General features: G+C 75.4%; 1 protein-coding gene. It reads left to right on the top strand.

What is annotated here, in order from left to right; translation table 11 throughout:
* The coding region (locus tag QR77_RS46465; protein WP_160310876.1) for an acyltransferase domain-containing protein at positions 1–2289 on the top strand (2289 nt) is incomplete at both ends.

Below are 2289 nucleotides of genomic sequence, written 5' to 3'. Positions count from 1 at the left end.
GGGGGTGTCGTCGTTCGGGATCAGCGGCACCAACGCCCACGTCATCCTCGAAGGCGCACCGCCCGCACCCGCGGCGGACGACACACCGCCCCCGGCACCACCGGCCGTCGTACCGTGGCCGCTGTCCGGCCGCACATCCGAGCACCTGCGGGCGCAGGCCCGCCGGCTGGGGACCGTCACGCATCCGCACGCGGCCGACATCGGGCTCTCGCTGGGCCTGACCCGTGCCTCGTGGGAACGGCGTGCCGTCGTCCTCGCGGACCACGTGGACGCGGTGCGGGCCCTCGCCGCGGGAGAACCGTCCGACGCGGTGGTCAGCGGCGAGCGCACCGCCGGCGGCCACGCCTTCCTCTTCACCGGCCAGGGCTCCCAACGGCTCGGCATGGGACAAGAACTCGCCCTGACCTGGCCCGTGTTCGCGGCCGCCCACGATGCCGTGCTCGCCCACTGGGACGGCGGCCCGCCCGGTACGCAGGATCTGCTGGACCGCACCGACCACGCCCAACGCGCCCTGTTCGCCTTCGAGGTCGCGCTGTTCCGGCTGTACGAGTCCTGGGGCGCCGCGCCCCGGTACGTCGCCGGCCACTCCATCGGCGAGGTCGCGGCGGCCCACGTGGCGGGCGTGCTGTCCCTGGCGGACGCCTGCACACTGGTGGACGCCCGAGGACGGCTCATGCGGGCGCAGCCGGCCGGCGGTCTCATGGTGTCGGTGCGGGCGTCGGAGGCGGAGGTGACCGCGAATCTGCCCGACGGCGTGTGCCTGGCCGCGGTCAACGGCCCCGACTCCGTCGTCCTGTCCGGCGACGCCCGAGCGGTGGAGACGTACGCCGAGGCGTGGCCGCGGAACCGGAAACTGAGGGTGAGCCATGCCTTCCACTCCCACCACATGGACGGCATGCTCGACGCGTTCGCCGACGTCGTGCGCGGCCTGACCTTCTCGCCGCCGACGATCGCGATGCCGGGTGAGGTCGACGATCCGGACCACTGGGTGCGGCAGGTCCGCGAACCCGTGCGGTTCATGGACACCCTCCGGACCCTGCGGGCGCGCGGCGTACGCACCTTCGCCGAACTCGGCCCCGACGCCGTGCTCAGCGCGATGGGCCCGGAGAGCGTGCCGGACGCCGAGTTCGTCCCCACCCTGCGCCGGACCGGAGACCTCACCGAATCCCGGGCCGCGGTGACGGCCCTGGCCCGTCTGTACGTACGCGGCGCCGACGTGGACTGGGCGGCCCTCCTCCCGGGCGCGCACCGCGTCGACCTGCCCACCACCGCGTTCCAGCGCGAGCGGTACTGGCTCCTGGACTCCGGACCCGGGGCGGACGACTCAGGCCTGGCGCCCTCCGGCCACCCGCTGCTGGCCGGCGCGGTCGACCTGCCGGACGGCGCGTACGTCTTCACCGGCGGCCTGTCCACGGTGGCCCACCCCTGGCTCGCCGACCACGTGGTCGGCGGGGTCACCCTGCTTCCCGGTACGGCCGTGCTCGACCTGGCACTGCACGCGGGAGGCCGCGCCGGCTGCGGCCACGTGGACGAACTGGTCCTGCGTGAACCGCTGGTGCTGCCCGGAGCGGACACGCTCCTGTTGCGCGTCCACCTCACTCCGGCCGACGGCGAGGGCCGACGACGCGTGACGGTCTCCTCCCGGGCGGAGTCCTCCGGCACGGAGCTCTGGACGCTGCACGCCGAGGGCACGCTGTCGGCCGAGGACCAGGAGGGACCGGCCGCACCGGAGGCGGCCGGGCCGTGGCCGCCCGTCTCCGCCGAACCGCTGGACGTCACGGACGCCTACGACCGGCTCGCCGGCGCCGGCCTCGACTACGGGCCGGCCTTCCGCGGACTGCGGAGGGTGTGGCGGGACGGTGACGAGGTGTACGTGGAAGCGGCTCTGCCCGGCCACGACACGGACGGGTTCACCGTGCACCCGGCGCTGCTGGACGCCGCGCTCCACGGCCTCGCCCTGAGCGCGCCCGCCCTCCGGCTGCCGTTCAGTTGGTCCGACGTCTCCGTCACCGGGCCGAGCGTCACGGCGCTCCGGGTCCGGTTCTCGCCCGGGGCGTCCGGCGCCGTACACCTGACCGTCACGGACACCGAGGGGCGCCCGGTGGCCTCCGTCGGCGCGCTGTCCACCCGGGAGGCCGAGGCCGGCCGGCTCCGGAGCCACGCGGCTGCCCAGGGCGCGGCCGGCAGGCTGTTCCGCACCGAGTGGGTGCCCGCTGCCTCGTCGGCACTGGACGCCGCCCTCCCACCGGTTGCTGAGGACGACCTGCTGGTCGTCGCCCCCGCCACCGG

The organism is Streptomyces sp. 150FB (assembly GCF_000818195.1).
In the GTDB taxonomy this organism is placed as follows: Bacteria; Actinomycetota; Actinomycetes; order Streptomycetales; family Streptomycetaceae; genus Streptomyces.
This window is presented reverse-complemented; position numbering and strand designations above follow the sequence as displayed.